Source organism: Chitinolyticbacter albus (assembly GCF_024437655.1).
Classification (GTDB): domain Bacteria; phylum Pseudomonadota; class Gammaproteobacteria; order Burkholderiales; family Chitinibacteraceae; genus Chitinolyticbacter; species Chitinolyticbacter albus.
In genome coordinates this window covers 1-535 of sequence record NZ_JANBVF010000081.1, presented here as the reverse complement: position 1 = coordinate 535, position 535 = coordinate 1, and the positions used below count along the sequence as shown (strand labels likewise).

General features: G+C 62.6%; 1 pseudogene. It reads right to left on the bottom strand.

Annotated features, from left to right (window positions below):
- A pseudogene (locus tag NLI84_RS18865) lies at window positions 1-535 on the bottom strand (chitinase); the annotation flags it as partial.

Below are 535 nucleotides of genomic sequence, written 5' to 3'. Positions count from 1 at the left end.
AGCCGTCGGTACGATCCCAGTTGATCGACCAGGTCATCACGCCGCGGTAGGTCGGGTAGGCCTGGGCCGGCTTCACCGTGCCGCAGTTCTGCAACTTGGTCAGGCAGTTGAGCGCGTTGGCGACGGTGGCCGAAGTGACGAAGCCGGTGTTGGCCGAACGCGAGCCGCTCGGTACGCCGAAGGCCACTTGATCCGGACGCAGACCCTTGAACTCCCAGCCGGTGCCGCCGACGGTCTTGAAGCCTTCGATCAGCATCAAGGAGCCCCCGACCAGCGCATCGACGGTGCCTTCATTCAGCGCGCCGTTGGCGTACGGGCTGTAGAGGCCGCCGTTGTTGTAGTACTGCACGTGGATCATGTTCAGGTCGTTGCGCAGACCGTCGATGATCGGCAGGTAGGCGCCCCAGATGCCCGAGTAGGCGACGTAACCACCCTGTACATACGGGTGTTCCGGTGCCATCGACAGGTAGAACGTCGGGCCAACCTTGGCCTTCAGTTCCTTCATCGCGGTGATCAGGTTGTTGATGATCGGGGT